This is a genomic window from Nonlabens sp. Asnod3-A02, from assembly GCF_045063755.1.
Lineage (GTDB): Bacteria > Bacteroidota > Bacteroidia > Flavobacteriales > Flavobacteriaceae > Nonlabens > Nonlabens xylanidelens.
Genome location: NZ_JBEFOC010000007.1, coordinates 156,128 through 182,852, shown reverse-complemented (window position 1 = coordinate 182,852; position 26,725 = coordinate 156,128). Strand labels below are relative to the sequence as shown.

Annotated in this window: 26 protein-coding genes; 7 read left to right on the top strand and 19 right to left on the bottom strand. The window is 35.7% G+C overall.

The genetic code is table 11. The features are described from left to right. Positions 1–70: 70 nt before the first annotated feature. Positions 71–1,282 carry an acetyl-CoA C-acyltransferase gene (locus tag ACJJVN_RS04075; protein ID WP_405377214.1) on the bottom strand — a complete coding sequence of 404 codons (1,212 nt, stop codon included), beginning with the start codon at positions 1,280–1,282 and terminating at the stop codon, positions 71–73. 298 nt (positions 1,283–1,580) lie between these two features. On the opposite strand from ACJJVN_RS04075, the gene ACJJVN_RS04070 reads away from it, so the two are divergent. The 3 genes from ACJJVN_RS04070 to ACJJVN_RS04060 are packed head-to-tail and all read left to right on the top strand — an operon-like array spanning position 1,581 to position 5,336. Then, a complete protein-coding gene (locus ACJJVN_RS04070; RefSeq protein ID WP_405377213.1) occupies positions 1,581–1,817 on the top strand; it encodes a hypothetical protein in 237 nt (78 codons plus the stop codon). Between the two features lie 5 nt (positions 1,818–1,822). Beyond that, positions 1,823–2,689: a GLPGLI family protein gene (locus ACJJVN_RS04065; protein WP_405377212.1), complete on the top strand. Its 867-nt coding sequence runs from the start codon at positions 1,823–1,825 to the stop codon at positions 2,687–2,689. Further along, entirely contained in the window at positions 2,682–5,336 is a 2,655-nt protein-coding gene (locus ACJJVN_RS04060; RefSeq protein WP_405377211.1) for a hypothetical protein, read from the top strand. Before ACJJVN_RS04065 ends, ACJJVN_RS04060 begins: the two co-directional genes overlap by 8 nt. A 26-nt stretch (positions 5,337–5,362) precedes the next feature. On the opposite strand, the gene ACJJVN_RS04055 is transcribed toward ACJJVN_RS04060, so the two are convergent. The 5 genes from ACJJVN_RS04055 to ACJJVN_RS04035 form a co-directional block, all read right to left on the bottom strand. Then, positions 5,363–5,767, bottom strand: coding sequence for a PaaI family thioesterase (locus tag ACJJVN_RS04055; protein WP_405377210.1), 405 nt, complete (start codon positions 5,765–5,767; stop codon positions 5,363–5,365). A 4-nt stretch (positions 5,768–5,771) separates the two neighbouring features. Further along, entirely contained in the window at positions 5,772–6,299 is a 528-nt protein-coding gene (locus ACJJVN_RS04050) for a DUF1697 domain-containing protein (protein ID WP_405377209.1), read from the bottom strand. Next, entirely contained in the window at positions 6,299–7,492 is a 1,194-nt protein-coding gene (locus ACJJVN_RS04045; protein WP_405377208.1) for a 3-hydroxyacyl-CoA dehydrogenase NAD-binding domain-containing protein, read from the bottom strand. The genes ACJJVN_RS04050 and ACJJVN_RS04045 overlap by 1 nt, the downstream gene beginning before the upstream one ends. 54 nt (positions 7,493–7,546) lie before the next feature. After that, the gene (locus tag ACJJVN_RS04040; RefSeq protein ID WP_104516166.1) at positions 7,547–7,906 is read right to left on the bottom strand and encodes a four helix bundle protein; all 360 of its coding nucleotides are present in this window, start codon (positions 7,904–7,906) and stop codon (positions 7,547–7,549) included. A gap of 81 nt (positions 7,907–7,987) precedes the next feature. Then, positions 7,988–8,770, bottom strand: a complete 783-nt coding sequence (locus ACJJVN_RS04035) for an enoyl-CoA hydratase-related protein (RefSeq protein ID WP_405377207.1) — start codon at positions 8,768–8,770, stop codon at positions 7,988–7,990. Between the two features lie 200 nt (positions 8,771–8,970). Here ACJJVN_RS04035 and ACJJVN_RS04030 point away from each other — a divergent pair, with 200 nt between their 5' ends. Then, a complete protein-coding gene (locus tag ACJJVN_RS04030) occupies positions 8,971–9,960 on the top strand; it encodes a T9SS type A sorting domain-containing protein (protein ID WP_405377206.1) in 990 nt (329 codons plus the stop codon). 33 nt (positions 9,961–9,993) lie between these two features. On the opposite strand, the gene paaD is transcribed toward ACJJVN_RS04030, so the two are convergent. From paaD to paaE, 6 genes are all read right to left on the bottom strand, one after another. Then, the gene (gene paaD, locus ACJJVN_RS04025) at positions 9,994–10,491 is read right to left on the bottom strand and encodes a 1,2-phenylacetyl-CoA epoxidase subunit PaaD (protein ID WP_405377205.1); all 498 of its coding nucleotides are present in this window, start codon (positions 10,489–10,491) and stop codon (positions 9,994–9,996) included. A gap of 24 nt (positions 10,492–10,515) precedes the next feature. Further along, entirely contained in the window at positions 10,516–11,316 is an 801-nt protein-coding gene (gene paaC / locus ACJJVN_RS04020; protein WP_405377204.1) for a 1,2-phenylacetyl-CoA epoxidase subunit PaaC, read from the bottom strand. Positions 11,317–11,369: 53 nt separating this feature from the next. Next, positions 11,370–11,723: a four helix bundle protein gene (locus ACJJVN_RS04015; protein ID WP_348021725.1), complete on the bottom strand. Its 354-nt coding sequence runs from the start codon at positions 11,721–11,723 to the stop codon at positions 11,370–11,372. 41 nt (positions 11,724–11,764) lie between these two features. Further along, positions 11,765–12,049 carry a 1,2-phenylacetyl-CoA epoxidase subunit PaaB gene (gene paaB, locus ACJJVN_RS04010; protein WP_405377203.1) on the bottom strand — a complete coding sequence of 95 codons (285 nt, stop codon included), beginning with the start codon at positions 12,047–12,049 and terminating at the stop codon, positions 11,765–11,767. An 82-nt stretch (positions 12,050–12,131) separates the two neighbouring features. Continuing rightward, positions 12,132–13,094 carry a 1,2-phenylacetyl-CoA epoxidase subunit PaaA gene (gene paaA, locus ACJJVN_RS04005; protein WP_042248318.1) on the bottom strand — a complete coding sequence of 321 codons (963 nt, stop codon included), beginning with the start codon at positions 13,092–13,094 and terminating at the stop codon, positions 12,132–12,134. A gap of 144 nt (positions 13,095–13,238) precedes the next feature. Then, positions 13,239–14,315: a 1,2-phenylacetyl-CoA epoxidase subunit PaaE gene (gene paaE / locus ACJJVN_RS04000; RefSeq protein ID WP_405377993.1), complete on the bottom strand. Its 1,077-nt coding sequence runs from the start codon at positions 14,313–14,315 to the stop codon at positions 13,239–13,241. Positions 14,316–14,465: 150 nt separating this feature from the next. On the opposite strand from paaE, the gene ACJJVN_RS03995 reads away from it, so the two are divergent. Continuing rightward, entirely contained in the window at positions 14,466–15,056 is a 591-nt protein-coding gene (locus ACJJVN_RS03995; RefSeq protein ID WP_405377202.1) for a hypothetical protein, read from the top strand. An 89-nt stretch (positions 15,057–15,145) separates the two neighbouring features. On the opposite strand, the gene ACJJVN_RS03990 is transcribed toward ACJJVN_RS03995, so the two are convergent. From ACJJVN_RS03990 to ACJJVN_RS03980, 3 genes are all read right to left on the bottom strand, one after another. Next, on the bottom strand, positions 15,146–16,669 hold the full coding sequence (locus tag ACJJVN_RS03990) for a GH3 auxin-responsive promoter family protein (protein WP_405377201.1): 1,524 nt from the start codon (positions 16,667–16,669) through the stop codon (positions 15,146–15,148). Positions 16,670–16,801: 132 nt separating this feature from the next. Beyond that, a complete protein-coding gene (locus ACJJVN_RS03985; protein WP_042248310.1) occupies positions 16,802–17,665 on the bottom strand; it encodes a hydroxymethylglutaryl-CoA lyase in 864 nt (287 codons plus the stop codon). 247 nt (positions 17,666–17,912) lie between these two features. Then, positions 17,913–20,123 carry a bifunctional alpha,alpha-trehalose-phosphate synthase (UDP-forming)/trehalose-phosphatase gene (locus ACJJVN_RS03980; RefSeq protein WP_405377200.1) on the bottom strand — a complete coding sequence of 737 codons (2,211 nt, stop codon included), beginning with the start codon at positions 20,121–20,123 and terminating at the stop codon, positions 17,913–17,915. An 86-nt stretch (positions 20,124–20,209) separates the two neighbouring features. Between ACJJVN_RS03980 and ACJJVN_RS03975 the strand changes: the two genes are divergently transcribed. Next, a complete protein-coding gene (locus tag ACJJVN_RS03975) occupies positions 20,210–21,988 on the top strand; it encodes a glycoside hydrolase family 15 protein (protein WP_405377199.1) in 1,779 nt (592 codons plus the stop codon). Positions 21,989–22,033: 45 nt separating this feature from the next. On the opposite strand, the gene ACJJVN_RS03970 is transcribed toward ACJJVN_RS03975, so the two are convergent. The 3 genes from ACJJVN_RS03970 to ACJJVN_RS03960 form a co-directional block, all read right to left on the bottom strand. Then, on the bottom strand, positions 22,034–22,651 hold the full coding sequence (locus ACJJVN_RS03970) for a LysE family translocator (RefSeq protein ID WP_405377198.1): 618 nt from the start codon (positions 22,649–22,651) through the stop codon (positions 22,034–22,036). A gap of 389 nt (positions 22,652–23,040) precedes the next feature. Further along, positions 23,041–23,472 carry a lipocalin family protein gene (locus ACJJVN_RS03965; RefSeq protein ID WP_405377197.1) on the bottom strand — a complete coding sequence of 144 codons (432 nt, stop codon included), beginning with the start codon at positions 23,470–23,472 and terminating at the stop codon, positions 23,041–23,043. Positions 23,473–23,499: 27 nt separating this feature from the next. Beyond that, positions 23,500–24,546: a quinone-dependent dihydroorotate dehydrogenase gene (locus ACJJVN_RS03960; protein ID WP_405377196.1), complete on the bottom strand. Its 1,047-nt coding sequence runs from the start codon at positions 24,544–24,546 to the stop codon at positions 23,500–23,502. A 75-nt stretch (positions 24,547–24,621) separates the two neighbouring features. Here ACJJVN_RS03960 and lpdA point away from each other — a divergent pair, with 75 nt between their 5' ends. Continuing rightward, positions 24,622–26,013, top strand: coding sequence for a dihydrolipoyl dehydrogenase (gene lpdA, locus ACJJVN_RS03955; protein ID WP_104516181.1), 1,392 nt, complete (start codon positions 24,622–24,624; stop codon positions 26,011–26,013). Between the two features lie 79 nt (positions 26,014–26,092). On the opposite strand, the gene ACJJVN_RS03950 is transcribed toward lpdA, so the two are convergent. Further along, positions 26,093–26,692: an outer membrane beta-barrel protein gene (locus ACJJVN_RS03950; protein ID WP_405377195.1), complete on the bottom strand. Its 600-nt coding sequence runs from the start codon at positions 26,690–26,692 to the stop codon at positions 26,093–26,095. Positions 26,693–26,725: the final 33 nt, after the last annotated feature.

The window sequence follows — 26,725 nt, the reverse complement described above, 5'->3', positions numbered from 1 at the left end:
TAATTAAAAAGCCCCTAGATTTTAAAAATCTAGGGGCTTTTTTTATAAATCAAACAGTTAGAAAATCATCTTAACTCACATTCTCAATCACCATTGCATATCCTTGTCCTACGCCTACACACATCGTGATTAAGGCATATTTCTTACCGGTTAATTGCAATTCTAAGGCTGCACTGTAAGCAAGACGTGCACCTGTAACACCTAGTGGATGACCTATAGCTATAGATCCACCGTTAGGATTTACACGTGCATCATCGTCGGCAAGTCCCCATGCTCTTGTGCAGGCTAGTGCTTGCGATGCAAATGCTTCATTAAGTTCTATAACGTCCATATCTTTTAAAGTTAGACCTGCTTTTTCAAGTGCTTTATTACTAGCTGTAACAGGACCTATACCCATAATACGAGGCTCTACTCCTACCACAGCACTACTTACCACTCTAGCCATAGGCTTTAAGTTGTATTTCTTTACAGCATCTTCACTAGCAATAATTGTTGCAGCCGCTCCATCATTTAAACCACTAGAATTCCCTGCAGTTACAGATCCACCTTCTTTTTTAAAGGCTGGACGCAGTTTTGCTAGAACTTCCTTTGTAGTAGTTGGCTTAATGAACTCATCATCTTTAAAGATGATAGGATCTTTTTTACGTTGTGGTATTTCTACGGCTACAATTTCTTTTGCCAATCTTCCTGATTGCTGTGCTGCCGTTGCTTTTTGCTGTGACCATGCTGCAAATGCATCTTGATCTTCACGAGAGATCGTAAATTTCTCTACAAGATTTTCAGCCGTGTTTCCCATACCATCTACACCATACATTTCGGCCATTTTATGGTTGACAAAACGCCATCCAAAACTAGAATCATACATCTTTGAATCTGTTCCAAAAGCACTACTAGGTTTTGCAATAACTAGTGGTCCACGAGTCATGTTCTCTACTCCTCCAGAAATAAAGACATCTCCATCACCAGTTTGTATCGCTCTATGTGCATGCACAATAGCGCTTAATCCAGAACTACATAATCTGTTTACCGTTTCTCCTGGAACTGTAACTGGCAACCCAGCAAGCAATCCTGCCATACGAGCGACATTACGATTATCTTCTCCAGCTTGGTTGGCACAACCCATTATCACGTCTGCATAAGCATCTGTTGGGATGTTAGGATTTCTCTCTACAACGGTTTTTATTACATGCGCTGCTAGATCATCTGGTCTTATAGTAGATAATGTTCCCTTGTAATTTCCTATCGGTGTACGAACACCATCTATTATATATGTGTTTTTCATTTGTCTGTTTTAGGTTCACTTTCGCGAAAGCGGAATGACTTCAAAGCAATTTTACCAAAAGTACATAAAGAAATTTTCATACTATCTAGTGTCTGTGAACATAAGCAATAATTTATTTTTGTGACTAGAGCCTATAACTAAACCTTTTTTACACCTAAAATCAACGACATGATTTTAAAAGGTTTAAAATTAATTTACTTTTTAAGTTGGATCTTTACTTTACTTTACTTTACTTTACTTTAAGCCATATTAACTAAAACTTTATTTTATGAGAATTTTATTTTTAAGTTTTGTTGCTATGGCAATGTTATCTTTTAGTAGCATCAATGAAACAGCTGGGGAAGATTTTGGAAATTGTCCACTAGGTTCTACAGAAATAGTAGCTTCTTGCACAAGTGGTTGTTACTCTGTTGTAATTTTTGGACAGAGCTATGCACTTAATGAGGCCGAAACAGAGATAGCTGAAAATAGATTACAAAATTATTGTAATAATCGACCAATTGTTTCTATTGCAACGGCACCACCAGTACTTTAAAACTAATGGGTACTACAACTGTAACAATATCAAAAATATTCCTAGTGACTTTTATTTCACTAGGAATTTATTTTTTGAATTTTAAAAATCAACCAGAGCAAATTGAGCCAAAATCTCATGCATTTCTCTATAAATTTGATTTTAAACACCATACTAATCGCCCAGATTTAATCTTGACGGATTATGTTGTAATTTATAAAACTGGCGACACAACATTTACTCAGTTTTACAATCAGATGAAAAGAGATTCTATTTACTCTCATAGAAAAATGTCCGGTCAAGAGCGTTTTAATAATCGAGTTAATTCATATCCTTATTCAATTAAAACAATTAAAAATGATGTTGTTTTTACATCAAAAGTTTCAGATCAATATTTTAAATATGAAGAGCAACTTCAATTCAAATGGAATATCACTGATTCTATACGTAAGATCAACTCCTACACTTGTCAACTTGCTACTACAACTTATGCAGGTAGAAGTTGGAACGCTTGGTTCACCCAAGACATTCCTATGGACGTAGGGCCTTATAAATTTAAAGGATTACCTGGTTGCATAGTAGAAATGAATGATACCGATAATATTTTTAAATATTCCCTAACCGCTTTTAAAGAAAAAAAAGAAGTTAGATTAACTCATTACCCAAGCGTAACTAAAAAACCAATAGAAATAACGACACGCAAAGATTTTAACAAACACCAGCAAGCGTTTTTAGCCTTGAGTTTTGAACAACGTATGGCATATGCTGGCAGAAATAGAGCTGGTATAATAAAAAGTGAATTTAAATCTAACGACGGCGAAGTCAATTTTAAAAATAAATCACTAGATTTAATGGACGATTATCAATTTATTGAAATAGATCATATTGAATAATTCTTATTTCCCATATACTATTTATATAGTGGCACTCTTTTTCTGGGTGCCATTTTTTTGTATTGCTCAAAATGTCCTAAAAGGAACGGTTATCGATTCCGTAAAACAGCCTCTACCTTACTCTATTGTTACGGCATACAAAGACCCAAGTTATACTTCTATTATAAGTTTTAAAACAACTGATAATTTCGGAAAAATTTCTATAGAAATCTCTAAAAACATAGACACTGTATTTCTAGAAGCCAGGCACATCACTTATAAATCAGAGCGATTTATTATTACTGATTTTAGTAAAGAGCATCAATTCGCACTATACAGACCCAACAATGATTTAAAAGAAGTGCTCATTGAGGCTAAACGCAACATAACAATTAAAGGTGATACGGTGCGTTATGATGTTGAAGCACTTAAAGAAAAAAAAGATTATACTATTGAAGAAGTTATTGATCGCATTCCAGGAGTAAGCATTGCCGAAAATGGAAAAATATCCTACAACGACAGACCCATCAGTCACCTTTATATTAATGGTGTAGATTTATTAGAAGATCGCTACAATATTGCAACTCGAGGCATACCTGCTGGAGCTGTTGAAGATATAGAATTATTAAGACGTCATAATCACGCACGTATAGAAATAGGTAAAACCCTTAGTAGTGAAGTAGCTCTCAATTTGAAAATTAAAAAAGATCAAAGTCTGATTTTTGGATCTTCCAAAGCAGATGTAGGAACTCCGTTACTCACTGCTCGTGGCGAGGTTACTCCTATCTATTTGCAAGATAAATCACAAAACATTGCAAGTATACGAGCTAATAACATAGGTAAATCTTTACAAGATTTTGGCACCTCATTGACTACAGGAAATCGAGATATTTATCAGTTAAAACTGGAAAACACTTCTGTTCTAACACCACCAGAAGTTAATGGCAATACTATTTCTAACAGATACTGGTTAGACAACAATTCCATATCTGCAACAAATGATATTCTAACCACTTTACCCAAAGACCTAATCGTTAAAGGATCTATGGATTATAATTATGAAGATAGTGAGATAGAAAAAAATAACAGAAGTGTGTTTTTTACTGGAAGTGATAGTTTACAAGTAAATCGCAACTCCATAAATAAATTATTACAAAGGCGCTACCAATTAGGAAATACTATAGAGTTAAATAGAGATGACTTGTACATCAACAATAAACTTTCTGGAAGGTTTATGGATCAAAATGGTAATTCTTCAAATATTTTAAATGGTAATGCCATACAAACAGGTTTTAATAATGTCGAAAAATCATTAACTAATATCCTAGAGCTTAAAAACAGCATCAATAATCAAATTGTGGATAGCGGTCTATTATTTGAATATAGAGCAACAGACGAACAATTGATCGCTGATCCTGCTGTATTTATCGATTTAATACCTGGAGCAAACGCTACTTCCACAACACAAGATGTAGCAATGGAGAAATTAAACTTAGGCGCATACACAGGTTATACATTTCAACTTCTAGATATAGAATGGAAGGCAAAACAACGTGTACGATGGTCTAGAGAGAAACTCGAAAGCTACCTCAGAAACCAGAATAATAATGATGCGACATCTCCATTTGCTACCGATTTTAGTCTTGATACTTTTGAATCACAAACACAATTATCATCTGCGTTTAATTGGAAAAGGTTTAGGTTTAATATCAATCCAGAATTTTCTTACTTAAATATAAATCGCATTGAAGATTTTACACGATTTGATAAAAGCGACAATTATCTTTTTATGAATATGTACGTGCAGGTATCTCGTAATTTTAATAGAAAATGGGATCTAGGCTTAAGCGGTTCTATTGAAGGTTCAATTTCTAGTTTTGAAGAATTGTATCCTGGAATCATTTTGAGACAATTTGATAATTTGAATACTAATCCACAAGATATAAATATAACACGTACCAACAATGCTTCTCTATTCTTTGGTTATAGTGATGTCCTATCTGGAATTCTCTTAAAAAATAATACGTCTTATAATAATGCTACTTCTCAATTTATTTATGACAGATCTCTTGACGATAATGGATTAATACAAATAAAAGCGATAAGACAGGATAATGAATTCAGCACGCTGAGAAATACAACTACTCTTACTAAACGATTTTTTAACCATTTATCTACTCAAACGAGTTATAGCTTTGACATCTCAAAAATCGAACAGATTTTTAATGGGACAGCACAAGATAACAGCATTATCAATCATTCATTAAGTACTGAATTGAGCTGGAGTACTGGTGGGTTTTATGCTTTAAGTTACAGCGGCACAATCAACTTTGGTTTATCACTTATAGACAACTCACGAGCAACTAATAATTTTCAATTACATAATCTGGGGCTGGATCTTTATTTATCTGATAAAGCGCGATGGAATTTTAATACAGAAACTGCAATCAGTTCCTTTTCTAGTAGCGACAATACTAATGTAAATTCATTATTCAACACTAGTTTTTATTACAAACCACATAAGAAACTCATCCTAAGAGCAGAATTGTACAATATTTTTAATGAGCAATTTTTCACAACAACCACGAGTAATTCCAACTCTTTAAATTTGAGCCAATTCTCTTTACGTCCAATGCGGTTTACAGTTGGACTAAATTATACGCTATAATTGAATCCTAATACCCTATAACTACCTTACCAATCCTTATTAGTCCTATAAACCACACCTTTAAAAAGCGCTACAAGTTCATCGCCTTTTTTTACCTCAACGATGTTAAAACCTACTTTGGTTTTGGTTTTGTCTAGAGTGCATTCTGCTGTGATGTAATCGCCTTCTTCCAGTGCTTCTATATGATTGATGCTCGTTTCTATAGATACGGCAAATTTACCATGCGTATTTGATGAGAAACCAAAAGCAGTATCTGCTAGTGAGTAGGTAATCCCACCATGTGCTTTTCCCATACTATTGAGCATCTCTGGTCTTATGGTCATTCCTAACTTCACATAACCAATTTCAACCGACAGGATTTCAATTCCTAACCAAGTAGAATAAGGATCAAGTGAGAGCATTTTTGCTGGAATCTTTTTTCCGTCTATCATCTTTTTAAAGTTCTGTCAATTTAAGTGTCGTATTATAGTTTCTCATTGTTGATGTCACACCAAGTTTCTTTTCAAACCAAGCGTTAGTCATTTTAGTCTTGCCAAAACCTACTCCACAATAGAAATAAATAACATCATCTACTATTTTAAAAGTTTCTAATTCAGTTGAAAATTCTTCAGTAGCGTTTACTTTCTCTTGAACAGGACTTTCATTTAAAAAGCCAAAACTCATGAACTTTGAATTCTCTATAGTTCTCGTTTTAAAAGGGCTTGCTTTTAAGATTTCAGAAACTTCTTCTTGTTTCTTTACCATAACAGGAATAGCTAAATCAAATTCTGACTTCAATAGTTCGCTAATAATATCAGCACATTGCGCCGATTTTAAATCACTATTAAAAACGATATTTCCAGACTGTATATAAGTAGTCACACCATAAAAAGAGGTCTTTCCTAAAGCATCACGCAGTAACGCCATAGGTAGCTTGTTTTTACCACCTACGTTAATGCCGCGCAATAGTGCTACATATCTCATTATAGTGAGAATTTAGTTCCAGCAGCCTTCATTTTACGTAATATTGGCGAGCATCTATATCGATCTTCTCTGTATAAATCATACATGGCGTCCAGTCCGTTTACACACCATTCTATTCCTTTTTCATTTGCCCAGGCGAGCAATCCTTTTGGATAATTCACACCTTTGGTCATGGCGCTATCTATTCCTTGTGCCGTTGCGATGTTTAAAAACAAGGCATCTGCCGCCTCATTGATAAGCATTATGAGTACTCGATCTTGAATTTCTTTTATGAGTTCAGGAGATTTTATTGGGTCCGCTTTCGCGAAAGCGTGCTCACTATCCACATTCACATAATCATAAAAACCTCTTCCAGACTTACGGCCTAGCCAGCCAGCCTCAACCAATCGTTTTTGAGTCAACGCAGGCTTGTATCTTGGGTCAAAATAGAAGGCCGCAAAAACAGTTTCTGTCACCACATAATTCACATCGTGACCTATATAATCCATCAATTCAAAAGGCCCCATTTTAAAACCTAATCCTTTTAAAGCGTAATCTATAGTGGCAAAACTCGCCATTCCTTCTTCATAAATACGCAACGATTCACTGTAAAATGGTCGCGCCACACGATTGACAATAAAACCTGGAGTATCCTTTGCTACGGCAACTACTTTTTTCCAATTCTCAATAGTAGCCACACAAGTATCTGTAACGTTTTGGGCAGTTTGTACGGCAGGAATTACCTCAACGAGTTTCATTAATGGCGCTGGATTAAAGAAGTGAATTCCTATACAGCGCTCTGGTTTATCGAGTGATGCTGCAATACTCGCTATACTTAAACTAGAAGTGTTAGAAGCAATAATACAGTTGTCAGACACGTGAGATTCTAATTCTTGAAACACTTTTTTCTTTATATCTAGGTTTTCAATAATCGCCTCGATGGTAAGATCAGAATCTGCTAGATCCTTTACCGTACTTACATAAGAGATATTGGATTGTATGCGATTTTTCTCAGCAGCATCTATTCTACCTTTCTCAATAAGTCGGTTCATTATCTTTTCAAGAGCTGCTTGCGCTTTATCCAGTTGGGCCTGATTAACATCAAACAACTTTACTTGACAACCAGCCGTGGCAGCTACTTGAGCGATACCACTACCCATTGTTCCTGCTCCTATGACTCCTACTTTATTGATTTGAGATTTTTGAACTTGCATTTCTTTGATTAACGAATTAAGATTAACGATTTTTGATTAACGATTAGATCGTTATTACTTTTTTTTATTTGTACTGGTTTTAATACTTGCTACAAAAATTGAGATCAGTTGATTATTTTCATCTAGTAAACTGTCCAGTAATTCAATTTTAGTAATGGTATTTGCGCCTTTTTGGATTTTAAGATTGACAAAAGTTTCTCTTAACTCCTTTAAAGCAATTTTCATTTTATGTAAAAAGTCACGATTAGATTCGGCTGATCTTGCTTCTCCATAGTTTAAAGCTACAGAAGTTGCTGATCGAATTAATTGTTTTGATAAGTGTTGAGACGCAAAGCTTTGATCGAGATGCTTACAAGCGGTTATTACAGCTATAGCAAATTTTATCAATCGATCTTCAAGTTGGTTTGGACTCATTTTAATTATTTCTAATTCACTTTAAATTTACAACAATCAATCGTTGATCGATATTCAACAATCTACTATCTTATATCTTATTTATTTCCCCTTAAAAACAGGTTTACGTTTCTCCATAAAACTAGCCACACCTTCGGCATAATCTTCTGTAGAAGCACTTTCTATTTGTAGTTTGGACTCAAGAGTTAATTGTTCTTCTACTGTATTATAGAATGATTGGTTCAGTGCTTTTTTAGTATTTGCTAGAGCTATAGTAGGTAATGCTGCTAACTTTTGTGCTGTTTTTTGAGCGGTAGCTAGAAAATCTGCGTCAGGAACAGCTTTATAGATCATTCCCATCTGGTCAGCTTCTGGCGCTGTGATTTTATCGGCAAGCATCATGGCAGCACTTGCTTTACCAAAACCGATCAATCTAGGTAAAAAGAAGGTTCCCGCACTATCTGGTATTAAACCGATTTTAGAAAATGCTTGTATAAAAGCAGCACTTTCTGTGGCGATTACTACATCGCAACATAAGGCAATATTTGCTCCTGCACCAGCGGCAACACCATTTACAGCGGCAACTACCGGTTTTTCAAGGTTTCTAATTTTAAGAACTATCGGATTATAATGATCATCTAGAATGGCTTTAAAACCTGGGTTCAATTCTGGATCGGTAATTTCTTGAATATCCTGACCAGCACAGAAGGCTTTTCCTTCTCCTACGATCATCACCGCTCTCACCTCTTCATTTGAAGCACATTGATCCAGTGCATCTTGCATAGCAAATGCCATCTCGCGATTGAAAGAATTGAATACTTGTGGTCTATTTAAAGTTATAGTTGCAACGCCGTTATCGACTTGTATTAGGATAGAATCTGACATATTATTTTATTATAGTTTCAACCCTAATCACAGACTTAATCTGATTAAAAGGTTGGTCTTTTAAAGTTGATTATAAAGATAGTGGTTGTTACGCTTTCGCGAAAGCGAGAACGTCCTACATATACTAGTAATTCAAAAAATATTTATACCATTTAATCTCTAACAATTTAAATACTCTATTTTTATACAAACTAACAACCATGAAAACAATTTTCCAACTTATTGCAGTTCTCTGTACTCTATTCTCAACGGCACAACCAGAATTAGATTTTGATATGGATGTCAATTTTGGTAGAGTTGGTGGCTATGCAGACGTTACTTATACAATAACAAATATTTCTAGTAATACAATTAATAACCTTTCCATTAATCATACTGACGCAGTAAATCCTATCTTAACGTTAAACCCTTCAACACTTGCTCCTGGTGCAACCGTAATAGCAACTGGCAAAATCGCTATATCTGGAGACCGATATAATGGCAATATTCCTTTTTTAGGCTCTACTCAAGCAACAGCAAATGGAATCATGAATGGTACTGCAATAAGCGAGTTGTCTGACGGAATAGATTTTCAAGGTAACAGAGTAGATGACGGCGCTTCTGATTATCAAATCTCTACGCCAGAAAGAATAGGTGTTGTTTATATAGATGATGACAGTGATGGAGCCTACACTCAAGGAACAGATACCACTATTTCAAACGCTACAATAAACATAAGTGATCAAAATGGGAATATCTTTTCAGTTATGACCAACGAAACTGGATGGTGGAATGCCGATATTCCCGACAGTATGGTGAATACAGCAGGAGATTTTTTGGGTACAGTAGATCAAAGCTCATTTCCATCTTCGTTTACTAATTATTTTTTAATAGACGGATTATCACCTTTTCAACTCGTTTTTCCTCTTGCTGCGCAATTTGAATTTGCACATGGATATACTGATCAACCAGCGAGCATTGAAGATGTAAAAGAAATTTCTGCTTATCCGATACCTATGACAGGCAACACACTTTTTTTAAATAATTATGAAACTGGAGCGGTAAAACTTTATTTCTTAGATGGTAAAGAAATTTGGAAAGGAGAAGTGACTGATGGTCGCATAGAATTTGATGTTCTAAAAAATGGGTTTTACATTTTAAGAGTAATTACCCAAGACAAAATTGCTAGCATCAAATTGTTGAAAAAATAATTGTTTTAGGTTTCCGCTTTCGCGAAAGTGAGATTACTTCAAACACTTAAAATAATCAAAAGGCTCTAAGCAAACCTCACACTGGAACATAGCCTTACAAGCGGTAGAGCCAAACTGGCTTACCAACTTTGTGTTTTTTGAGCCGCAGTTGGTACATTTCACTAATTTCTTCTCATTGAGAAGTACATCTTTATCGGCTGTTTCTTCTAGTGGTGCGGCGATTCCATACTCTTCCAGTGCTTTACGACCACGCTCGGTAATCCAGTCTGTAGTCCACGGCGGACTCATAATTAATTGTATATGTGTTATGTAACCGTGAACTGCAAATGCTCGTTCTAGATCATCGCCTATAACATCCATCGCTGGACAGCCACTATAGGTAGGTGTCAATTTTATAGTAATCTCTTTTCCTTCAACTATAACTTCTCGGATTACCCCAAGGTCTACCACGTTTAATACAGGTATTTCAGGATCTTTCACAGATTCTAAAACATCTAATAATTCTTGTGATATGTTATAGTTATGGATCATTTAAGATATTGAATTTCTATTAAATTACCACTTAGAATCCGGATAAGCACGCTGCATATACTGCATTTCAGTAAGAATATAGCCCATATGTTCACTATGTAATCCTTCTTTTCCACCTTTTTGAAAGTATTCTACTTCCGGAATTTCTAGTGTTGCTATAGAAAGTAAGTCACCCACTTTTTCATAGTAGTATTCTTTTAATTGTAACATATCTGGGGCTACACCAGCTTCAATCATAGCATCATCTGCCTTGGTGGTGTGAAATAACTCATCTGTATAAATCCACAGATCGTTTACAGCTTGTTGCACACGTGTTTTACTTTCCTCAGTTCCATCACCTAAACGTTTTAACCAATCTCCAGAAAAACGCTCATGATAGCTCGCTTCTTTGATACCTTTAAAGGCCAAAGCTCTTAAAGTCTCGTCTGCACTTTGTTGTAATGCTCCTAAAAACATTCTGTTATATACATCAAAGAAAAACTGACGTACAATTACATAACCAAAATCTGTGTTAGGCTGTTCTACCAGTAATACATTCTTATACTCACGTTCTTTTCTTAAAAAAGCAATATCATCTTCAGTAGACTTATCACCTCTTAATTGCGCTATATACTGGTAAAAACTACGCACCTGCCCTAACATATCTAGTGAGATATTAGTCAATGCGATATCTGGCTCTAAATTAGGTCCGTGACCACAAAGTTCTCCTAGACGCTGACCAAGAATCAAATAGTTATCTGCCACACCTAAAAGATAGTCGATCAGGTGTTTCTTATTTTCTGTTGATTCAAGGAATTGTGGGTTTAATTCTTTTATTGGTTTCATATAAAAGTTTAAGTTGAAGTTTAAGATAAAGCCTAACTCAGCCTCATTTAACTCTATGACTTAGATTTGATTATTGCTCGTAAAATTTTAATTAATTCTAATGACTCTTGTGATAATTTCTCAAGCTCAGTTTTATCATTTAATTCGGCTCCTATTTGGATTAAAAGATTGTTTCGACATTCTTTTATCTCTTTATGAGCAATGTTGAGCTTATTTAATTTGTCTTTTTGACTACTTGCCCCTAAGAATTCACCAAAGTTTAATGCTACAGATCCTGAGGAACGAATAATTTGTTGCTGATAATAACGAGAAGCATAATCGGTCCAGTCCGCTTTACGTGAAACTTTCACCATATCTACAGCAAACTTGATTAATCTATCCTCTAAATCATATTTCTTTCCATCCATATTTTAAACTTGATCTTAAACTTAAGTTTATGCTTAAAGAATTACATGTGTTTTAATTCTTCAGGTAACTCATAAAAAGTAGGATGTCTGTAAACTTTATCTGTTGCCGGTTCAAATAATTCGCCACTTGCTTCTGGACTACTGGCTCTTATATTTTTAGATTCTACTACCCATATGCTCACACCTTCATTCCTGCGTGTATAAACGTCGCGAGCGTTATTCATTGCCATTTCAGCATCTTCGGCATGCAGGCTACCGCAATGTCTGTGTTCTAATCCGTTTTTAGATCTTATAAAAACTTCCCAAAGTGGAATTTCTTGACTCATATATTTTCATTTTTAGTTCGTGCGCATTGCATGCGCTACACTCAAAATGGACGCATACGATGCGCCCTTGCTAGCGAGCGAGCTATACCGCTTGCGCAGTTTCTTCTTTTCTTACTTTTTGTTTTGCTGCATAAGCAGTAGCTGCTTCACGTACCCAAGCGCCATTGTTCCAAGCGTTACGTCTATCATCTAGGCGTTTTTTATTCATAGGTCCGTGGCCTTTTACTACTTGCCAAAATTCATCCCAATCAATTGCGCCAAAATCATAACTTCCCTTTTCATCATTCCATTTTAAATCTGGATCTGGAATAGTAAGTCCTAAAAGTTCTGCTTGTGGTACTGTTTGATCTATAAATTGCTGACGTAACTCATCGTTGGTCTTACGCTTCAACTTCCATTTCATGGATTGCTCGGTATGCGTACTTGCCGCATCTGTAGGACCTAACATCATTAATGACGGCCACCACCAGCGATTCAATGCATCTTGTGCCATTTCTTTTTGCTCTTCACTACCGTTACATAGGGATAACATAATTTCATATCCTTGGCGCTGGTGAAAACTTTCTTCCTTACATACACGCACCATCGCACGAGCATAAGGTCCAAAAGATGTACTACACAATGGTACTTGATTGATAATCGCAGCACCATCCACTAGCCAGCCTATCGCTCCCATGTCTGCCCAAGTCATCGTAGGGTAGTTGAAAATCGAAGAATATTTTGCTTTACCAGAATGTAAGTCTTCATAGAGTTGCTCACGAGTGATACCTAAAGTTTCACAAGCGCTGTATAAATAGAGTCCATGTCCAGCCTCATCCTGCACCTTTGCCAGTAGCGCTACTTTGCGTCGCAATGACGGCGCACGAGTAATCCAGTTCCCTTCTGGTAACATCCCTACTATTTCAGAATGAGCATGCTGGGATATTTGTCTGATGTGCGTCTTGCGATACTTCTCAGGCATCCAGTCCTTAGGCTCAATCTTTTCGTCTCTCGCAATTTTAGCATCAAATTGCGCTTCTAAATTTTTGATTTCTGCTTCACTCATGGTTTATATGTTATTGACGCATCGCATGCGTCTGTGATACTTCGTTCATGTTCGCATGCGATGCGAACTTACTTTTCTTTCTATATACTTGTTGCGGTTCCGCTTTCGCGAATGCGATATAACAACATACTTTTTTTTTATACTCTAGACATCGTAGTCTACAACAAGTTTCTTACTCGTTGGTACACTTACACAACTAAGCACAAATCCTTTCTCAACTTCTTCGTCAGTCAGTGCATAGTTCACTTTCATGGCTACGCTACCTTCTACCACTTTACATTTACATGTACTGCACACACCACCTTTACAGGCATATGGCAAATCTGCTCCAGCACCTATGGCACCATCTAGGACGTTATCATAATCATCACCTAGTACAAAATGAAATTCTTTACTACCGTCTATAATGGTCACATCTACACCATCTACCTTTTTCTCTAGTGCAGCAGCGGCACGGGCTTTATCTGCATCGCTTAATCCGCTTACAAAGAGTTCAAAATGAACATTTTCTTTCTTCATTCCTGCAGCGACTAATTCATCTCTTATTAAGAAAATCATCTCTTCTGGACCACAGATAAAAGCATGGTCTGTATGCGGTGCATTTATTAAAGTTTTAGTAAGCGTTTGTAATTTTTCTTGGTCAAAACGTCCATTAAACAATGGAATATCTCTGTGCTCACGACTTAAGAAATAAAAGACTTCAAAACGACTTAAATACTTGTTTTTGAGTGCTTCTATCTCTTCCTTAAATATAATTGATTTTACGGTTCTATTGAGGTAGAATAACTTGAATTTTGCATTAGGTTCGCTAGCAAGATGTGTCTTAATGATACTCAACATAGGTGTAATTCCACTACCTGCGGCAAATGCGATATAGTTTTTGGCATCATTTTCTTCTGATACTTCGATTCCAAAATCACCACTAGGTGCTGATACCTGTAACACATCACCGGTCTTTAACTCACGATTTACATAAGTAGAAAATTTACCTTCAAAGATTTCTTTAACCGCAACTTTCCACTCATTATCCAGCGGACTGCTACACAAAGAATAACTGCGTCGCACATCATCACCATTTATCATAGCGCGTAAGGTCAAAAACTGACCTGGACGATAGTTAAATTCTTCTTTAAGTTCTTGTGGAACGTCAAAGGCGATTACCGTAGTATCGTCAGTCTCTTTATAGACTTGAGATAATGTTATGTTATGAAAGTTGCTCACAGATATTAGGTCGTTAAGTTCACACAAAACTAACACTTGTTAGTTTGGAAAACAAGCGCCTTTTTTAAGGATGCATTTTATGGTATCGTTAATTAACCTTTAACGCTATTTTCACGACATCAAATCATTACCTCTCGTATATTGCTATATATGCAATACCCTAATATTACAGCTCCAGATTCCATTTTAAAAGAAGCCGAAAAAGCGATGTCTTTTTATCCTGCTTTACAGAATACTGAAATAGAATTTAAGTTCAATGATATGGTGCGCAAGAATTTCATGCAAGCACAACCTACTTATAAAAGTATTTTTAGAAGTAAAGAAAATCGCAGTTATATTATTTTAATAAGCAAAGAATTTAAAGTAGAAAATGAAATCTTTACTATAAATGAAATACCAAGCGATGTCCTTACAGGATGGTTGGGTCATGAACTAGGCCATGTCATGGATTATCGTTCTCGATCTACTGTAGATATGATTTTCTTTGGATTAAAATACTTATACTCACATGCACACATTCAAGAAGTAGAACGTGCCGCAGACGACTATGCCGTGCGCCACGGCATGGGTGAATATATTTTAAAGACTAAAGAATTTATTTTAAATCACACGAGTCTGTCTGAGAAATATAAAAAGCACATGCGTAAATTCTACCTATCTCCTGAAGAGATTTTAGAATTGATTAATCGTTATGGAGAAACTGGAGAAAAGCCTAGTCAAGATGAACTAGCGCCTAATTAGTCTTGGATTGGTGAATTGGTGAATTGTCAACAGCTTTATTTTTTCAAGGACTCAAAGACTAAGCCACTCAAAGTTCCAAATTAATAGACTTATAGACTACTTACAAACTCTTCCCAGGCTTTAAACTTCACTTCGTCCATTACTTTTTCCATTTTTACCTGACCGCCTTTTTTCTTGTTGTGATCGTTCCATTGTGCAAATGTTTCTGGTTGTATTTTATGAACTTGCACACCTTTTAGCGCCTTGGTTCTGGCTACTTTATAGTTTTTATTAGCTTCTTGTAGCGATTGATCTAGAGCCTCAGCAAGTTCTTTTTCTGAAGTTTCTGTTTCTGTACCTAGATACCATACATGCTGAAATTCATCATCAATTTTCTTTGCAGAAACGGTAAACTCTTTAATGCTGGTATTAAATTTTTCTTGTAATTCTGTAATCGCGGTTTCCATTTTAAGAACTGATAACTGACTACCTACTACATTTAAGAAAAACTTAGTTCTACCAGTTATTTTAATTTCGGCTTTTTCTACGTCTGTAAATTTTATTGTATCACCTATTAAGTAACGCCATGCACCAGATACTGTCGATATGATTAAAGCATAATCAACCTCTGGTTCTACCTCAGCCATGGTTAGAACTGGCGCATCATCAGAAATGCTACCATCTTGTTGTTCTACGTATTCTGGTTGAAAAGGCACAAATTCAAAATAAATACCACCATCGGTAATTAACTGCATAGAACTAGATTCTGGACGTTGTTGACATGCTATAAAACCTTCACTAGCTAGATAGGTATCTACTATCTGTACAGGTTTTGAAAACAACTTCTCAAAACTCGAGCGATAAGGTTCAAATGCTACACCACCAGAAGTATAAACCGACAGATTAGGCCATATTTCATGAATAGAATCTACCTTGTGATAATCCATTACTTTTCTAAGCATCATTTCTAACCATGATGGAATACCGCTTAACATACCTATATCCCAATTTTTAGCTTCTTCTGCTATTCTTTGAACGCGCTCATCCCAATCGTCTATGGAAGATATTTCTTTTCCTGGTCTGTAAAAAGAGTCTAAAAACTCTGGAATATTACTCGCAGATATTCCACTAATTTCTCCGATTGTAAACCCATTTTCTTCACTCAAATCTGTAGAACTACCTAAAGCCAAGACTTCACTCTCAAATACATCTGTGGGCAAATTGAAATTAGTCAATGCACTTACCTGTCTGGTTCCTGCAGCTTTTATCGCCGCAATCATCTCATCTGTGACTGGAATTGTTTTAGATTCTTTACCTGTAGTACCACTAGATCTAGCAAGAAAATTCGGTACGCCTGGCCATGCGATATCGGGCTTTCCTTCTTTCATGCGAGACCACCATTGCTCGTCCATTTTGTGATAGTCGTAAAACGGTACCGCTTTCGCGAAAGCGTGCTCCATATCATCTCCTTCTAAAACACTATTAAAGTCATAATACAAGCCGAAAGAAGTTCTCTTTGCCGTTTTTAATAAATGCTCCAATACTTTGCGTTGCGCAACCACATGGTCTGACGTCGCGGTAATCGTCTCGTGAAGATTTAATGCTGTCTTAATAATAGGACCTAAAAGTGCCATGAAATAGTGGTTTATTCCAAAAATAGACCTTTAAACACCTGTGCTAGGTTAAGATTCTGATAAGATTTTAAATATGAAGGAAATTAAATTTCTATCCTAATGACTCTAGAAATGCCACTGTTTAAATATAGCCTAATGATACTTAGTAAAGATTTTTGTCGCTTCATTGTAACTGCTTTCAAAGGACATCGCGTTTACGTTTGAATCTGCTTTTACGGCATTAAAATAACTTACCATTTTCTCTGTAGGCATATTACCTGTAAGTTCATCCTTTGCCATGGGGCAACCACCAAAACCTTGAATCGCACCATCAAAACGACGGCAACCAGCTTTATAAGCAGCGTCTACTTTTTCATGCCACGTGGTAGGTGTGGTATGTAAGTGTGCACCAAATTCTATTTCAGGATATTTAGGAATCAAGTTAGAGAACAAATAAGTAATAGTCTCAGGATCTGAACTACCTATGGTATCAGAAAGCGATAAAATCTTAACGCCCATCTTGTATAATTTCTCTGTCCACTCTCCTACTATCTCCACATTCCATGGATCTCCATAAGGATTACCAAAGCCCATCGAGATATAAACTACTAACTCTTTATCATGCTTTTGAGCGAGATCAATTACTTCTTGCAACAACTCCACACTTTGTGCAATAGTTTTATGGGTATTACGCATCTGGAAATTCTCTGAAATAGAGAATGGGTAACCCAAATATTGAATCTCTGGATGCTCACATGCCGCTTTTGCACCACGTAGATTTGCAATAATGGCAAGCAGTTTAGATTCTGTTTTAGAAAGGTCAAGTTTTGAAAGAACCTCAGCCGTATCCACTAGTTGCGGTATTGCTTTAGGAGAAACAAAACTACCAAAATCTATGGTATCAAATCCACATCGCAATAAGGATTGAAGGTATTGCACCTTCAAATCTGTAGGAATCATTTCTTTAATTCCTTGCATTGCGTCACGCGGACATTCTATGATTTTTACCTTTTCCATTGAGCTGCAAATATAAGGTTACGCAAAGGTTTGCGGAAATGATTTCTACTTCTTATTTAAAAGTCAAAAAGCCTCTTATAAAAAGAGGCTTTAAGATTAAAGTAAAATTTAAGGGGAAAATTACTTTTAAAATATTTTAATAAAATTCAAGTCTAACTTATTACGATTTCTAAATCAGTATTCAAATATGAATAATAATCATCACATAAATATCACAATGGCACTTAATTGATTACAACAACCCTTTTTAAGATATAAACAAACTCAACAAATCGGCAACATCTTCCTGTCTTTCTATATAATATCGTGCTGCAGTATTAACACGTCCTACTTTAACAGTAACAGCATCTTCTGGTAGGTCCTGGAACATAAATTCATCCGTCCAGTCATCTCCTATTGCAAATACAAAATCCTTTTCTGAACTTAATATATGATTAGTTGCTGCTTTACCTTTATGAACATTCATACTTTTCACTTCAATGACTTTATTGCCATAAAGAACACTTAAGCCACGGTTAATGCTTAATTCTTTAATAACATTAGAGAGTTCTGTTGCTCGTTGTTCACCTAAATCGGGATCTGCTTTGCGGTAGTGCCATGCTAATGAATATTTCTTTTTTTCAATGAATGTTCCTGGAGTACGATCCACATATTTTTGAAGAATAGGTTCAATAGTAGGAAACCAATCTGTATTCATGGCCTCAGTTAGAAACCATTTGTTATCGACCACATTTTTCTTAAGAACTCCATGTTCTGCAATAAGAACTACCGGAATATCTTTAAACCACTCTCCTAAAGTATCTGCATCGCGACCACTTATGATCACAACTTCAGTACGTGGCAAATTATTTAAACTACGTACTAAATTTAAAATTTTCTCATCAGGGGATGCTTCATTAGGATTATTCACAAATCCTCTTAAAGTCCCATCATAATCTAAAAAGAAGATTCTATTCTTAGATTCTTTATATCGTTGTAATAATTTTTCCTTGCGATTAGAATTTAATAATTTAGTCTTTACTAACTCTTCGGTCCTTTTAATTGATTTAAGCTTGTTCATAAAATCTTCTGCCCACTTTCCTACATTATAGCGTTTAAGGCGGCTTTGCATATATTTATTACGTTTTTTCTGCTCACTTACAGGCATCTCTATAGCTTCCTTAATAGTGTCTGCAATCAATTCCATATCATTAGGATTGATGAGTAATGCCTCATTCATTTCCTTTGCGGCACCTGCCATTTCACTTAGAATTAATACACCTGTCTGATCAGTGCGACAGGCAACATATTCTTTAGCAACTAAGTTCATTCCGTCTCGTATAGGTGTTATAAGTGCTACCTCACAAGAAGTATATAGGTCTATTAAATTTGTAAAAGGCATAGATCGATAAAAGTACCAGATAGGTGTCCAGCTTACTGTGGCAAATTTTCCATTAATTCGCCCTACTAGCTCATCTATTTCTTTTTTCAATCGTTTATATTGCTTTACGTTGGAACGACTAGGAACCGCTAGCATAACTAGTCTCACTTTTTCGATGTATTCAGGATATTTCTCTAGAAAACGCTCATAAGCCTTGATACGGTTTGCTATACCTTTTGTATAATCCAATCGATCGATAGAAAGAATCATTTTAGCCTCTGGAGTTTCTTCTTGATGATGGTATAACCTACGTTGTAGCTCACTCTGTGTTGTGTCTGTTTGTTGTTGATTCGCTTTCGCGAAAGACGAGAACTTTTCATAATCGATACCCATAGGAAAAGAATCTACCGTCACGACACGATCTGCCAGAGTAATACTGTTAAAGCTAGTGGGATACCCCAATATCCTACTTACCGAGCTTAAAAAATGTCGCTCATAATCATATGTATGAAATCCTATAAGATCGGCTCCTAGAAGACCATTTAAAATCTGCTCACGCCATGGAATTGTTCTAAAAACTTCAAACGAAGGAAATGGAATATGTAAAAAGAAACCAACAGATACATCAGGACGTTTTTCTTTTATAAGTTGAGGCAATAACATAAGCTGATAATCATGTATCCAAACGGTATCACCTTCTTCAAGATTTTCTAACACTACTTGCGCAAATTTTTCATTTACCCTTTTGTAAGATTCCCAATAATCATTACTAAATTTTGCGTATTCCATAAAATAATGAAACATGGGCCATATGGTATGATTGCTAAATCCATAGTAAAAACCGTCGAAGTCATCTTTAGATAATGTTACAGAGGCACATTGTTGTGCTTTTACTACCTTCTCCACAGTATTTACTAGCTGGGAATCAACATCTTCCTGTATAAGACCATTCCACCCTATCCATAAACCATTACTCTCTTCATGTACAGATTTAAGTCCTGTAGCTAGCCCACCTACACTAGGAGAAGAGGAAACCTTACCATTCTTAATGTTTAATTGTAAGGGTAATCTATTAGAAACTATCAAGGTTTTTAACATAAAAATAAAGTCTTTGGTTTAAATTATTCATTAATTCTTAAATTTCGGAAAAATCTGTTTGTCCTAAATAAAAATTTACGATTATTATGAATAATTTAAATTATGGAATTATAGGTAACTGCCAAAGCGCAGCCCTTATTTCTGAAAAAGGTTCAATTGACTGGTGCTGTCTTCCCATATTTGATTCTGCGTCTGTATTTGCAAAATTATTAGATGATAAAAAGGGTGGATCTCTTAGTTTTATATTACGTGATGATTATAGTATATCTCAAGAATATCTATGGAAAACAAATATTCTAAGCACTACTTATGATAATGGTATCGATGCCTTTCAAGTAATTGATTTTATGCCGCGCTACCAGCAAGAAGACGGTAGTTATTACACGCCACCTGATATCATAAGATTTATAAGGCTTTTAAAAGGAAAGCCACAATTCTCCATTCAATATGATCCACGTCTAGAATATGCTTCTAGTAAAGTATTTACCACAATTGAAGAAGAATATGTCCACAGCCAGACTAAAGACGGTAAATATGATTCTTTGTTTTTATATAGTGATCTTAACTATGAAGACATTGTCAACCAGCAAACTATAACACTGACTAGTAACGCTTATTTACTTGTAAGTTATCATGAAAAATTGAGTCAACAAAGCCTAGATAGATGCTATCTCAAATTCCAACGTACTAAAACCTACTGGATGGACTGGAGTGAAAAAACGACTAGTTATCCTATATATCAAAATGAAATTATACGCAGTGCTCTTACACTCAAAGTGCTTTCATATGAAAAGTCCGGTGCTGTTCTTGCTGCGGCTACAACGAGTTTGCCAGAAACTATAGGTGAGGTAAGAAACTGGGATTATCGTTTTTGTTGGATACGTGATGCATCAATGGTAATTAAAGTAATTGCAGATCTAGGTCACCCATTAAGTGCACGTAAATTTTTACAATTTGTTATAAATACCATACCAGATAAGGATGAAAAAATTCAAATCATGTATGGAATTAATGGTGAGCGTGACCTGACCGAAAGTTTCTTAGATCACCTTGATGGTTATAAGAATTCGCAGCCTGTGCGTATAGGTAACGCTGCTTATATACAGAAGCAAAATGATATTTATGGGATTTTAATGGAGGTTATTTATCGCCAGTTTGTAGAGTTTGAAACCACTTTAGAAAACCGTGAAGAACTATGGACCATTATTAAAGGAATTACTAAAATAGTAGAACAACACTGGCAAGAACCAGATAAAGGTATATGGGAATTGCGTACTGAAGATAGACATTTTACCTTTTCAAAATTACTTTGTTGGGTAGCCATAGATAGGGCTATTAAAGTAGGTGTGATATTAGGTCGTAAAGAACCTTTAGAAGACTGGAAAACACTACGATCAGAAATCTATGAAGACATTTACCAAAATTCTTGGAGTGAAGAAGTACAAGCTTATACTCAATCTTATGGCTCAAAAGATTTAGATGCATCTACATTACTAATGGAACAGTATGGATTTATTAAAGCCACAGATTCTCGTTTTATAAGTACTGTCCAAGCAACAGAAAAAGAATTGTGCCGCGATGGATTAATGTATAGATATAAGAATCAAGATGACTTTGGAGAGCCTTCTTCCAGCTTTACTATTTGCTCATTTTGGTTTATCGACAGTCTTAATAAAATAGGGGAAACTAAGAAAGCTCGCATGTATTTTGATCAGTTGTTATCTTATAGTAATCATTTAGGATTATTTAGTGAGGATATTGATTTTGAAACTAAAAGACTCCTAGGTAATTTCCCGCAGGCTTATTCACATCTTGCTCTTATAGAAACTGCTATCAATTTTTCAAAAACCATGGAGAATAATTAGTCAAGAAATCTAAATATGCAAATTGTTTAAAAACATTTTATTTTATTAAGGAATCAAAATAGCAACAGCAATACCTATAAAAACTACAATTTGTGTCCATTTCATGGCTTGTGCAAACCAAGTGGAAGTTTTTATGAAACTTGCTGCTTTTCCAGCTAATAGCGCTATTGTATAAAATGTAAGTAATGATACTAACATAAAAACGCCACCTAACATATAGATTTGAATCCAGTCTGGATAAGAGTTTGCCATTACAAATTGCGGTAATAATGCGAGAAAAAATAAAGTCACTTTGGGATTGAGCAAATTCATAGTAATTCCTACTTTGTAGAGTTTCCACAAATTTTGAGAAGAAGCTTTAGAATCACCAAATTCTATACTCGCATCGGAATCATAAATTTTAAAAGCGAGATAAAGCAAATAAATAGCACCAGCAATTTTTATGGAATACAGCAACCACTCATTATCTCTTATAATTACTGCAAAACCTAATGCAACTACTGATGTATGAACAATACATCCTGTAATTAATCCACTGGCGATGGCTATTCCATATTTAGAACCTCGCGCAACAGATTGTGTGAGAACAAAAATATTATCTGGCCCTGGACTTAATGCAAGGAGTAATGTAGCAAATGCAAAAGAGACAAGAGTTTCTATCACTTATTAAGCCTAATGATTATACGTACAATTGCAAAAGTGATCAGAATAAAGCTAAAGATATTTCTGAAGGTAAAAATACTTTTAGATTCAGTCTTTTTGTGATATTGATCAAATTCAGAATACTTTCCCTTAGAAATAATTTTTTCTGATTCGATAAATTTATTTTTAGCCTTTTTGCCAATATCCGTGCACGAAGGACAACCCTTTAATGCCATGGGAAATTCTTCGTTACATTTATCACAAGTTAAATAAACCATATCTCCTCTTAAATTTAAGAGTAAGTATACAAACATTTGACAGTTTCAACAAATGCCCTTAAAATTTAAATGTCAACTAATAAAAAGGGTTATCAAACAAATGATAGCCTTGAATATAGAATCGTGTTAACTCTACTTTTCATATTTAAAAATTTCTTGTTGATTTTGTGGTACTGTCATACCATTTCTTTCAGTCACTACGATTTGTAATTGAGTTGCATTGACTAAAATTATTTCATTAACAAAAGTTCCTTCTCCAGCAACCGATTGTGTTACTAAATTTCCATTTCTAATCCAAGTATAGCTAGTAGTGGAAAAATCACACGGTGCCATTTGATTCTCAGGAAATCGCTCTCCACCTGTCAAATCAGAATTAAAAGTGATTGTTTGTTGTGCTCGACAATCCATCGTTGGAACATCAAATCCTTGATTTTCAACTGATTTAAGTATCCAAACTCCAACGATATCATCTTGACTTGCTGGTTGAACATCATCGTCTGAACCACAAGATGTAAAACTGAAAACTATAACAAGGACTAAAATGTGTACTAAATACTTTTTCATAAAATTAAATTTTGTAAAAAAAAAAAACTAACGAGCTTTCCTAATTAATTCTCGATTAATATCCCTAATCAAAGCAGGCCCTTCATAAACAAAACCAGTATACAACTGTACCAGACTAGCTCCAGCATTTAGTTTATCAATCGCATCTTGTGCGGTCATGATACCACCTACTCCAATTATTGGGAAAGCGCCGTTACTCTTTTGATGTAAAAAAGCGATTACCTCTGTTGCTCTTTTAGTTAGTGGCGCACCGCTCAGTCCGCCGGCTTGTTTTACTAGACTTTCTTCTGATTGCAATCCTTCTCTAGAGATGGTGGTGTTAGAAGAAATAACTCCATCTATCTTAGTATCTTCTACTATTCCTATAATATCCAGCAACTGATCATCAGTCAAGTCTGGAGCGATTTTAAGGAGTATCGGTTTTCTTTGAGGCTTTTTATTATTAAGGTCTTGAAGCGTTTGTAATATATGCGTTAATGGCTTGCGGTCTTGTAATTCTCTTAGACCTGGTGTATTAGGCGAGCTTACATTTACTGTAAAATAATCTACATGATCAAATAGTTTTTCAAAACAGATAATGTAATCATTTACTGCCTGATCATTAGGTGTAACTTTGTTCTTACCGATGTTACCACCTATTAAAACATGATTAGGATGCCCTAATTTAGGGTTTTTCTTTAATCGTTCCACCGCTAGGTCTACACCACCGTTATTGAAACCCATGCGATTTACTATCGCCTGATCTTTTTTCAATCTAAAAAGACGTTGCTTAGGATTACCATCTTGAGGTACTGGTGTCAGCGTTCCTATCTCTATAAATCCAAAACCTAGGTTAGAAAATTCTTTAAAAGCTTTGGCATCTTTATCAAATCCTGCAGCCATGCCCACTGGATTATCAAACTGTAAACCAAAGAGTTCTCTTTTTAAAGCAGGATGATTTTGCTTGTAACGCTTTCGCGAAAGCGTGCTAAAACCAGGTATTTTACTTAACAATTTAATGCTCTTAAAAGAAAAGTGATGAACAGCCTCTGGATCAAAGGCAAAAAGTAACGGACGGACTAAAGATTTATACATAAGAATAAGGTTGCGCAAATTTACAATCCATTGGACTTTATTCCATATTTTTGTTACTCTTAAAAAATGACTGATATGAGTAAATATGATGTGATCGTTTTAGGTAGTGGACCTGGCGGATATGTAACAGCAATACGTGCTTCTCAACTAGGGTTAAAAACAGCAATCGTTGAAAAGGAATCTCTAGGTGGAGTGTGTTTAAACTGGGGTTGTATTCCTACTAAAGCGCTTATAAAAAGTGCCGATGTATTCAATTACCTCAACCACGCTGCAGATTATGGACTTAAAGCTGATAATGTAGATAAGGATTTTACTGCTGTTGTAAAACGTAGCCGCGATGTGGCAGACGGAATGAGCAAAGGTGTGCAGTTCTTACTTAAAAAGAATAAAATAGACGTAATCATGGGTTACGGTACGGTAAAAAAAGGTAAAAAAATCGAGGTGAAAGCTGAAGATGGATCTACCTCTACTGTAGAAGGAAACCATATTATTATCGCAACTGGTGCAAAATCACGTGTACTTCCTAACTTACCACAGGATGGTGAAAAGGTTATAGGGTATCGTGAGGCTATGACTCTTAAAGAACAACCTAAGAAATTAGTTGTTGTTGGGTCTGGAGCAATAGGTGTAGAATTTGCTTATTTCTATAACTCTATGGGAACTGATGTTACTATAGTAGAATATGTAGATCGCATCGTACCTGTAGAAGATGTAGACGTTTCTAAACAAATGGAACGCAGCTTTAAAAAAGCAGGAATTAAAATCATGACTTCTAGTGAGGTGACTAGCGTGGACACATCTGGTGATGGTGTAAAAGTTCATGTTAAGACTAAAAAAGGAGAAGAGGTTATTGAGGCAGACGTTGTTCTTAGTGCTGTAGGTATAGAAACTAACATCGCAGGAATAGGTCTAGAAGAAATAGGTATCTCTACAGATCGTGGCAAGGTACTCGTTAACCAGTGGTATCAAACTAACTTACCTGGTTACTATGCCATAGGTGATATTACTGCTGGACCAGCTCTAGCTCACGTTGCAAGTGCCGAAGGTATTCTTTGTGTTGAAAAAATAGCTGACATGCATGTAGAACCTATCGATTATGGAAACATACCTGGTTGTACGTATGCAACGCCAGAGATCGCAAGTGTAGGTATGACTGAAGCGCAAGCTAAGGAAGCTGGACACGAGATCAAAGTAGGTAAATTTCCTTTCTCTGCATCTGGAAAAGCAAGTGCTTCTGGTGCAAAAGATGGTTTTGTAAAAGTAATTTTTGACGCTAAGTACGGTGAGTGGTTAGGATGTCACATGATAGGTGCTGGTGTTACTGACATGATTGCTGAGGCTGTTGTAGCTCGTAAACTAGAAACTACAGGACACGAGATCCTTAAAGCGATACATCCACACCCTACAATGAGTGAAGCGGTAATGGAAGCTGTTGCAGATGCTTATGATGAAGTAATTCACTTGTAGTATTAAATAGTTTTTATTTAAAATAAGAAAACCCCTTTGAAACATAGTTTCAAAGGGGTTTTTCTATGCTTAAGGCTTTTTAAAACCTATAATTGAAACCTAGACTAAATGTACTCATCTCTCCTTCTTTGGTGAATCTATTAAAATTAGTCGCACGCTGTCTAGCAAAAAGATCTTGCTGATATCTTAAATCCATAGTCCAGCTTTTACTCATTTTATATCTAAGTCCTAATTGAACATATGGATTTAAAATCACCTGACCACGAGAATCTCTATTTACCAGACTGTCTGCGTTTGTATTAAAGTAAGCACCAGCACCAGCATAAAAACTCCAGCGTTTACTGAATTTGAATTCTGACTGGAAATTAACATAAGGCTGAATAGCTACTGGAGTATTCACACCAGCTTCTGCCCTTAAACTCCACACCTTATTTATTTTATAATCGGCATAGAGGCCTACTCCTAGGCCTATCCATGCCTCGTCAGTTTTTTCTGAGCCTGCATTATACTGAATTTGTCTTATACCGCTTAAGGCCTGAAATGTGAGTCCAAAATCCCATCGAGAAGAGTTCTCTGGCAGTTGAAATAATGGATTTGATGACTCTTCATTTTCTTGTGCCTGTAGACAGTTGATACTTAAAAGCACGATGATGGCACTTAAAATTAACTTCGTTTTCATGGTGTAGTTTTTTGTAGTTTAAAACAAATAAAC

Coding starts and splice junctions, on each gene's coding strand:
- ACJJVN_RS03990 (WP_405377201.1), bottom strand. CDS start 16,669: ATGGCACTTTTAGGTCCTATTATTAAGACAGCATTAAATCTTCACGAG.
- ACJJVN_RS03975 (WP_405377199.1), top strand. CDS start 20,210: ATGAATAATTTAAATTATGGAATTATAGGTAACTGCCAAAGCGCAGCC.
- ACJJVN_RS03965 (WP_405377197.1), bottom strand. CDS start 23,472: ATGAAAAAGTATTTAGTACACATTTTAGTCCTTGTTATAGTTTTCAGT.
- ACJJVN_RS04055 (WP_405377210.1), bottom strand. CDS start 5,767: ATGATAGACGGAAAAAAGATTCCAGCAAAAATGCTCTCACTTGATCCT.
- ACJJVN_RS03960 (WP_405377196.1), bottom strand. CDS start 24,546: ATGTATAAATCTTTAGTCCGTCCGTTACTTTTTGCCTTTGATCCAGAG.
- ACJJVN_RS04065 (WP_405377212.1), top strand. CDS start 1,823: ATGGGTACTACAACTGTAACAATATCAAAAATATTCCTAGTGACTTTT.
- ACJJVN_RS04050 (WP_405377209.1), bottom strand. CDS start 6,299: ATGAGATATGTAGCACTATTGCGCGGCATTAACGTAGGTGGTAAAAAC.
- ACJJVN_RS03995 (WP_405377202.1), top strand. CDS start 14,466: ATGCAATACCCTAATATTACAGCTCCAGATTCCATTTTAAAAGAAGCC.
- ACJJVN_RS04030 (WP_405377206.1), top strand. CDS start 8,971: ATGAAAACAATTTTCCAACTTATTGCAGTTCTCTGTACTCTATTCTCA.
- ACJJVN_RS03980 (WP_405377200.1), bottom strand. CDS start 20,123: ATGTTAAAAACCTTGATAGTTTCTAATAGATTACCCTTACAATTAAAC.
- paaC (WP_405377204.1), bottom strand. CDS start 11,316: ATGAAACCAATAAAAGAATTAAACCCACAATTCCTTGAATCAACAGAA.
- ACJJVN_RS04070 (WP_405377213.1), top strand. CDS start 1,581: ATGGCAATGTTATCTTTTAGTAGCATCAATGAAACAGCTGGGGAAGAT.
- ACJJVN_RS04045 (WP_405377208.1), bottom strand. CDS start 7,492: ATGCAAGTTCAAAAATCTCAAATCAATAAAGTAGGAGTCATAGGAGCA.
- ACJJVN_RS04040 (WP_104516166.1), bottom strand. CDS start 7,906: ATGAGTCCAAACCAACTTGAAGATCGATTGATAAAATTTGCTATAGCT.
- lpdA (WP_104516181.1), top strand. CDS start 24,622: ATGAGTAAATATGATGTGATCGTTTTAGGTAGTGGACCTGGCGGATAT.
- paaB (WP_405377203.1), bottom strand. CDS start 12,049: ATGAGTCAAGAAATTCCACTTTGGGAAGTTTTTATAAGATCTAAAAAC.
- paaA (WP_042248318.1), bottom strand. CDS start 13,094: ATGAGTGAAGCAGAAATCAAAAATTTAGAAGCGCAATTTGATGCTAAA.
- ACJJVN_RS03985 (WP_042248310.1), bottom strand. CDS start 17,665: ATGGAAAAGGTAAAAATCATAGAATGTCCGCGTGACGCAATGCAAGGA.
- ACJJVN_RS04015 (WP_348021725.1), bottom strand. CDS start 11,723: ATGGATGGAAAGAAATATGATTTAGAGGATAGATTAATCAAGTTTGCT.
- paaD (WP_405377205.1), bottom strand. CDS start 10,491: ATGATCCATAACTATAACATATCACAAGAATTATTAGATGTTTTAGAA.
- ACJJVN_RS03950 (WP_405377195.1), bottom strand. CDS start 26,692: ATGAAAACGAAGTTAATTTTAAGTGCCATCATCGTGCTTTTAAGTATC.
- ACJJVN_RS04075 (WP_405377214.1), bottom strand. CDS start 1,282: ATGAAAAACACATATATAATAGATGGTGTTCGTACACCGATAGGAAAT.
- ACJJVN_RS04035 (WP_405377207.1), bottom strand. CDS start 8,770: ATGTCAGATTCTATCCTAATACAAGTCGATAACGGCGTTGCAACTATA.